The organism is Microbulbifer epialgicus (assembly GCF_041447265.1).
Classification (GTDB): Bacteria; Pseudomonadota; Gammaproteobacteria; order Pseudomonadales; family Cellvibrionaceae; genus Microbulbifer; species Microbulbifer epialgicus.
On record NZ_JBGMEK010000121.1, the window covers coordinates 1 to 8190 of the forward strand.

Annotated in this window: 3 protein-coding genes; all 3 read left to right on the forward strand. The window is 44.5% G+C overall.

What is annotated here, in order from left to right; translation table 11 throughout:
* Positions 1-1187 precede the first annotated feature (1187 nt).
* On the forward strand, positions 1188-1640 hold the full coding sequence (locus tag ACCI49_RS22550) for a Tn7-like element transposition protein TnsE (protein WP_371841488.1): 453 nt from the start codon (positions 1188-1190) through the stop codon (positions 1638-1640).
* Positions 1641-2081: 441 nt separating this feature from the next.
* On the forward strand, positions 2082-3008 hold the full coding sequence (locus tag ACCI49_RS22555; protein WP_371841489.1) for a hypothetical protein: 927 nt from the start codon (positions 2082-2084) through the stop codon (positions 3006-3008).
* Positions 3009-3535: 527 nt separating this feature from the next.
* Positions 3536-8190, forward strand: a 4655-nt coding sequence (locus tag ACCI49_RS22560) for an RHS repeat-associated core domain-containing protein (RefSeq protein WP_371841490.1), incomplete at its 3' end; no start/stop codon positions are given.

Below are 8190 nucleotides of genomic sequence, written 5' to 3' on the forward strand. Positions count from 1 at the left end.
GCAAAGCCATTTAAATGGACAAAGCCCGCCGGTCAAATCTTGGCTTCCGTAGAGCGTGCAAAACAATCGTTACAGAATTAACCGCATGGACCACTAGCAGAGTCAGGGTCCATCGTCGGCCTGCGCTAACAAATAATCGCATAGTCCACTTACTTTCTGACTTAGAATTGGCGGCCTTTTTATTATTCGACTGGTAAGCCATTGTCAGTGATATTCGGGAACAATTTCCTCTCAACCCTGAAGCAGCCATCGACATCAAAAAGGCTGGGTATCAAGCACCCCTCTTACAACTAGTGGTCTAATAATTCCGCAGGTCTCTATATATTGATTATCTTCCAGCTCTGATAGCTGGAAAAATTTCCCCATGATATCAATAGAAAATAAAGCACAAGGTTGAACAGAAACGATTTAATACCAGTGAAAAAGTATACTGGCAGCCAGTTACTGAGCTGGCTCGTATAATTTTTTTTGCATTCTCCAGAAGTAGTTTGCGCTGCTATTAATCAGGGAAATACCTGGCAGCTAGGCAGAGCCTGGAAAGAAAATTGGAGCGGTGAGGTAAAGCTATCCTCAATTATTCCTGTTCGATACTCGAATAATTTACAGTTTCGAAAACTCTTTATTTGGATATTTTTCTTTCCTGAGGTGGAAAGCAGTTTTGGATCTATCTTTCGAAACATCAATCGCTATACAAAGTCCAGTAATGACTCTGAACGGTGGACATTTGACTGCAATCCACCAGATCTTAGTCACAGTGAGTTCTCTTTCGGACGCTTCACAGGCAGAGACTCAGAAATAATTATGTATGCATACGAGAAATAAGATCTGGTTCTGGCTTGAAGCCACCGGATATTGGCACTATTAATTTTTCACATCCGGATGACAAGATACTTTTGGAAAATAAATTACGAGAACGTAGAGAGGCGAAATTACCTTTAAAGTTATGATCACCGGCTAATATAAAAGAATTAGACCCAGAAAATCGGCCCAAAGCAAGGATGCGCCGATATACGATAAAGCTGAGTCGAAGTGGACTTAATTTTGAAGTCGACGTAGATACTAGACGCAGTCCAAGGCATTTTAAGGTTCTGCCTCCAAATATTGAATCGGACATGCTTGACGAATTTGAGGAGCAAACACCAGAGGAACTGGGCAGTTTACTAGAAGGTTCTGATTAAGGTAAGGGGGTGAGAGCAGAGGTCGATAATTTTGATCCGCCAGATCTTATTGATGCACCAGAGAAGATTGTATTTTTTCAAGAAATGTTGCAGAAGCTGAAGGAAATACATGGTTGGAAAGTTGAGAGCAAGATAGGTGATGTACCTCAAATGCGTTGCCGTACTCAACATTTAGTCAATAATCGTCCTCGTCGCTACTGTCATGCAGTGATTGCAAGAGATCAAAAAACTTCTATTCAGGTTCTGGAAATTGAACTAACGAATAAAACTAAAAAAGATGGTACAAAAGAATCTGAAAGCCTTTCAACTTTGTTTTTTCGGGCGGGAGACACAAAATCAACTTATTTGGGTATCTTAGATGAATTGATGACATCATATAAGGATGAAGGTCTAAATGCGATGAACTGGAAGCTATATTGCAGAAAATACTTCCGTTCGGGAGTATTTGGGACATCCAGATAATAAAATAAGAAGTGAACAGGATGCAATGGACTCATGGGTGGAAAGAGCAGCTCAGAAAGTAATCGGTATGTAAAGTAGATATTGTATTTTTCACTTCAAGTATCAGTTTGACCACAACAAGACTCGATATCGTGGGTTAGCGAAAATACTGAACGCCTAGGGGCAGTGCGCCTGAAATCCGTTTATAGCGGATTTCAGGCAGAAAATTGGAGCGCTATTTTGCGGAAATTAAAGCTTTCCTCATAAGTAGCCCCATTTGTAAATCAGCCTAGCCTGGTCAAAAAAAAGACTTGGTTGATCAGAAGCTCCCTAAATATAAATACCTTTAAAAAATACATAAATGTCACAATTGTTATATTGATTTACTGGCTAATTTTTTATATTTAAACTTACATTTGTCCTTGTGTTAGTATTGTGAAAATTTTTAAATAGATTTCATTTTTGGGTCTTGCTTCATTCCTTAAAACCCCCGCCTTACTAATTATTATGAAAGATCTTTTATTTTGGTTTCGTTATCTTCTTGTTGGTTCGTTTGTACTATTAATAGCCGTTTCTGTACAAGCGTCCAGCTTTTATGTTGATTCTATTTCTGGACATCAGGTAAAAATTGCTTGGAACCTTGATAAGAGTCCGAGTAGAATCGTTATTAGGCGTAATGGGACAACTATATTTGATAGTGGCTGGTTTCCAAGTGGTAAGACGGGTTGGCGGACAGATAATGTCCCTTCCGGAGGGGGATATACTTACAGTTTCAGCGCTGACGGGTGTTTGGAATGGTCACGTAATTTCTGTATAGAGCCTGACCCTATATTTTATGATACTACAGTTGCACGGGTTATTCCCGGGGCACCTTCTACTATCTCATTTTCTGGAAGAGAGGATGGTAGTAGAGATACCAATGGGGTGTTTTCTATCAATTGGGGTGCAGCTAGTACTCCTCCCAATATAGATGGCTATCAATGGTGCCAGGAAAAAGATGGCCAATGGCAGTCTGAATCAAGCTGCCCTAAAGTAGGTAAGAGTACACTTTCCAGAAATATTGGCGCTGTACCATTAGATAATGGCTCTTATCGATATCGCGTCAGGAGTTATGCGACTGGTGATTCTTTCACGGAATACAGTGGTTGGCGTACCTCATCTACCACGATCGTCTCCAAGCCGCCGAGTAGTGTGGCCACGATTACTGACCCTGATAGCAAACAAACTACAAATTTTTATGTTCGCTGGGAGGCAGTTACAGGAGCGGATTACTATATTTTGGAGTGCAAGCCCCCTATTGGTAGTTTTGGTGATAATGAATGTAGCAATTCCAATGTTACTGGTGCTTCGGATCTTATTCAGTTAGCCGAGGGTAGCAGCGGTACCTAAATTTTAGAGTAAAGGCTTGTAATACGGATAACCTATGTAGCACTAGCTGGTCACCAGAAAAAAGTGTACCTGTAGATATCCCTTACACCTCGCCCGGGAATATTCAAATTTCCGCTCCCCAAAGGGCTGAAAAACTGGATTACGATGTCACTTGGACAAAACTGACTACTGATTTTACTCATTATGAGCTGAAGAGAGCCCGTAAAATTAATCCTGAATCGGGTTGCGCGGTTGAATCCGATGGGCTCTGCTGGAAAACGGTACTTGCCAGCACACAGTCCAACCAGTATGCCGCCCGTGGCGGAGAGCCGGATCAATACAAATATAAAGTTCGAGCGTGGAACCATGATGTTTCGTCAGGCTGGGCTCAGAGTGATTTCATCGATGTCCACAATTTAGAAGGTATTGATGAACCACCGGCTGTTACGACTCAACTTGCAGATACACCTGGGACAATCCCATATCGAACAAAGGTTTCAACGAAGGGGGATGCGGTTGTTTCTATCCCTATCCAGGTTGCACCAGGGGTGAACGGTTTAGAGCCGGGTCTTTCTGTAGGTTATTCAGGGGCTCGCTATCGGTGGCGGTCCAATGAGACATTACCAGAAGATACCCTCGGCTATGGTTGGCGGCTGGCTGGTATCAGTGAGATTCGTCGCTGCGTGAAGGATCTTCCATCAGGTTCAGAGATATCATTTGATGATAATAAGGATTCACTTTGTTTAGATGGTGAGCCATTGGTTGTCGTTTCAGGGGACTACTTTACAAAAGATTCAAGCTATAGAACCCTTCGTGAGAGCTTTCAGTACATAGAAATGAAAGCGACTGACGATGGGGAGTACTGGTTTCAGGTTAAAACCAGCGATGGAAAAATAATTGAATACGGAACGAGTGACGATAGCCGCCTTAGAGTGGGTAATTCCTCAGTCTTTGCTTGGTCTATCAAAAAGGTAACAGACGCATTTGGTAACAGTATTCAGTATAAATATCACCGGGATGAGATTCAGGGAATCAATTACCCCCTGGAAATCGTTTATGGAAATAATGGTGATGCCAAAATCGAGTTCCAATATGGAACTCGTACAGATGCACCACCTCAACCGATAGGGCCTGATGAAATTCAGCAAGAGCAGCTGGTTTTATTACACCATATACGTATTCACTTAGATGATACTTTACAGAGAGAATATCTTTTCATATCGGAAGAGGAACCGGCAATTCCAGAACAAGAGCATTCACGGCGCCTTAAACAGGTACAGCTTTGTGCTTATCAACAAAATGGTGCTGGTCGATCCTGTCTTAACCCATTAACGTTATCGTGGTCTTCTTTAGAAGGTAATTCAATCGACTCAACAACAGGTATAGAAAAGGTAACAGATGGCATAGGTCGAAATACCCATTTTAAATATGAGCGACTGGGTGATATCCAGAATATGGATTCCAACCCTTTTGGCACCCCAGCTGTACCTCAGTATGCCTCTGAGTGGTCCGAAGCCAGTGGTAATAATCGTGGATTGGTCAGTGAGGTGCATCGCTCAAATGGACTGGCTGGTAGCTGTGAACAGATGGATACAGATCCAAGTGACGGCTATCATCAGGGTTGTCACGTCACCCTCTATGATTACCAGGGGTATGGGCTTTCAAGCACTATTGGCTGGGGCTTTCTAGGTTATTATGCGCAATATAGCTATGATACTGCTTCCGGTATCTCCACTTATAAACAGCTTCGTCAGGACTTTCCTCATTTTGGTAAGACAGCGAGGCTGTATCAATATGATGGTGTCTATCCCGCCCATCAAGAGCTGTTAACTCAACAGCATTTCCGGCATCAATCAATTCCTTTGGCTATAGGATCAAATAGTACCCTTTACTCTTATGTTGAACAGAGTTTAAAAATCATATTGGAGCAGGGACAGGTCTTGGGATATGAATCCAAAGAAACTGAAATAGAATCAGAAAGCTATGGTGCTTTTGGAGAGGTGATCTCAGGTACTTATCAAAGCGTTCGCATAGCTAAGAATGCAAGCTTTAGTGATGATCAAAGTTTTTGGGGGGAGGTTAAAAAAGCTAACCTGAGTAATGTAGAGCGCAGCAATGAAACCACGATTACTTTTTACAATCGAACAAATCCATGGCTAATAGGCTTTGTTAATGCTCGTGAGGTAAGGCATTACGATGGTGATATCGGTGATTCTGCGGATAGGGTTCAGAAGTTGGTTTACACTCCTTATGGTTCAACTAATAAAACGGGCAGTGTTACAGCGTATCCTGGAGATGAAACTTATGAGCTGATCGTTGATTATGGCTATGATGCCAGTGGAAATCTTGTGAGTGAGATTACGAGTGCGCCTGATAACGCCGATGATAGGTTGGATGTTAAATCAAGTAGTTCTTTGGCCTCTAATTTTGTTGATAGTCGATACCCGCAAACCCTATCTAATTCACTAGACCAGAAGATCACCATAGGTTACGACCCGCGGTTTGGTAGCGTAACCAGTGTTACTGATGCGAATGGCCGCAAGGTTAGCACCAAGTATGACTCATTTGGTCGAGAGTCTGAGCATACAAATGCGGACAGTGTGGTATTTAATACAGACTATGATTTCTGTGGAAGTGTATCCTGCCCCGTAAGTGGTAGCATGCTGGTTCCCTATAGAGTTCAAACCCGGTCAACCATTACCCCCACCATTAACCAGTATTACGATCTTTTAGGCCGGCTCGTACAGTCAGACACAGAATCTTTTAATAGCAATAATTGGTCGCGTCGAGAGTATGAATATGACGCTCAGGGGAGGCTGTATATTGAAACAGAGCCCTACTTCCCTGGAGAGCTCCCCCATTTTACCCAGTTGACTCTCGATAACCGGAACCGGGTAACTGCAGTAAAAAGGCCCGATGGCAATATTACTGATATTGTTTACTCGCCAATAAGTAGCGACCGCCAAGTAAAAGTTACTTTAACGGAGAATATTTTAACGTCTAACCAAAGTGTGAGTGACACCCAGGTAAGCGAACAGTATTACAGTTTGACCGGAAACCTGGTCAAATCTGTAGACGATGCTATGGGGGAGATGGTGCACACTCGCTATACCTATGATGGTAGCGGGCTAATAAAAACTGTCACTTTAGGTAGCGGGGGCCTGGATGACCCCGCTACTCAGTCTAGCTTTGAGTTTGATAGAGCGGGTTATCGAGTTCAGCTTACCGACCCGAATACAGGAACTGTTGAAAGTCTTTATAACGCCCTTGGCCAGTTGGTATGGCAAGAGGATAATAAAGGGCAAGCGATTGACTATGACTATGACAGCCTAGGTAGACTGACAAAGCAAACTGATGAAACCGGAATTGCGGAGTGGTTCTATGATGCGCCGAACGCAAAGGGGAGCTTGGAAAGTCGAAGTTATACCGAAGGTGGCGTTGAGGTTTTTCTAGAATCTTATAGTTATCGCGGTGATAGCAAGCTTCAAAGTGTGACTACCCGCTTAGTGGGCGGCAGTGACAATAAAAGCTACGAGCATAGCTATGGGTATGACACTAGTGGCCGCCTGAACCGAGTGACCTATCCCAATGGAGTTGAAGCTTATTACCATTACAATGGCGCTGGTTATTTACAGAGTCTTAGTGATGATTTGGCGGGCAGTAACCCTCTACGAACTTTTACTGATATCAATGCCCGCGGGCAAGTCCAAGAAGAGATCTATGGTAATGGTTTAATCACCAATCGTAGCTATAACGCACATACCGGACGCCTGGAGTCCATTAATACTGGTAGCGGTAAGATACAAAACAATGAATATCGCTGGCGCTCCAATGGCGCATTGGAAAGCCGGCTGGCATTTTCCGACTCCAACACTTTACAGCGACAGGAAGATTTTACCTACGATGGCCTCAATCGGCTACGCCATGCCACTATGGTGGCGGGTGGAGACCGGGTGCTCAGTACTCAGTACGACACACTGGGCAATATTCTCTCTAAAACCTCCAGCGTAAGTAGCGACACTCAGGTGACCGGCTACCAGTATGGTGATTTTGGCAATGCGGGCCCTAATGCAGTGAGTAGTGTCACCATTAATGGGGTCTCGCAGAGCCTGTATTACGATGCCAACGGCGCCATCGAACGTTACGATGCTGCCAGTGGTGATGACAAGTGGATTAGTTGGAATACACGGCAACTGCCCACAGAAATTGTGCTGGGCAGCAGTCAAAGCGATAGTACACCGACTGCCAGAGACCGCTTCCAATACGGCCCTGATGGCCAGCGCTACTACCGCGAATCCAGTTGGATGGAAGGTGGGCAGCTCAAAACCGAGAAAGCCTTTATTGTAGGTAGCTACGAGGAGCAAATTCCTGCAGATGCCAGTATTCTCGCTATCCATAAAACCCAGATGGCGGGCAGTGTGCAGCATATCGCCATTATCGATCTAACGGGCACCAGCGGCGAATACCAGTACCTACACCGAGATCATCTGGGCTCCATTGAAAAAATCACCGATGAAGCAGGCCTTGAGATCTTAAATCTCGCCTTCAACCCGGATGGCAGCCGCCGCCAGGACGACTGGAGTGGCGACCTGGATCAGCAGCAATTGCAAGAGCTTTTTACAGTACAAGGCCTCACCACTAAGCGCGGCTATACCGGTCATGAGCATCTGGATAGAACTGGCCTGATTCATATGAACGGGCGTATCTACGACCCGACACTGGGCCGTTTCCTTAGCCCCGACCCGATTGTGCAGGCGCCGACCTATAGTCAGAGCTGGAATCGCTATAGCTATGTGTTTAATAATCCCCTGAGTTTGACGGACCCGACAGGTTTTACTGGAGAAGAAGAAAAGCCGGAGTTTGAGGGTGATCCTCCCCCTCCCCCTCCCCCTCCCGATGAAGTAGTTGTTACAGGGGAGCGCCTGCCCTTGGATAGGCACTGGATAATGTTTTTAGGTTCTGAATCTATAGCAGGTAATACTTATTCCATACGGGCTGAGTCAGCAGACACCGTGCTGGGTCGGATTATTCGGGAGTTGAAAATAGAGATGGAAGCTGCGGATGAGGAATTGGAAGCTCCTCTACTTACTACTCCTATTCTTCTATCGCAACCTGGACATGATGGCCCGATTTCTTCTGGTGCACAAAAGGCTCAGGGGCCTAGCTTTGCCGGCTTCTTAAGGGAAGAGGGTGTGAATATTCT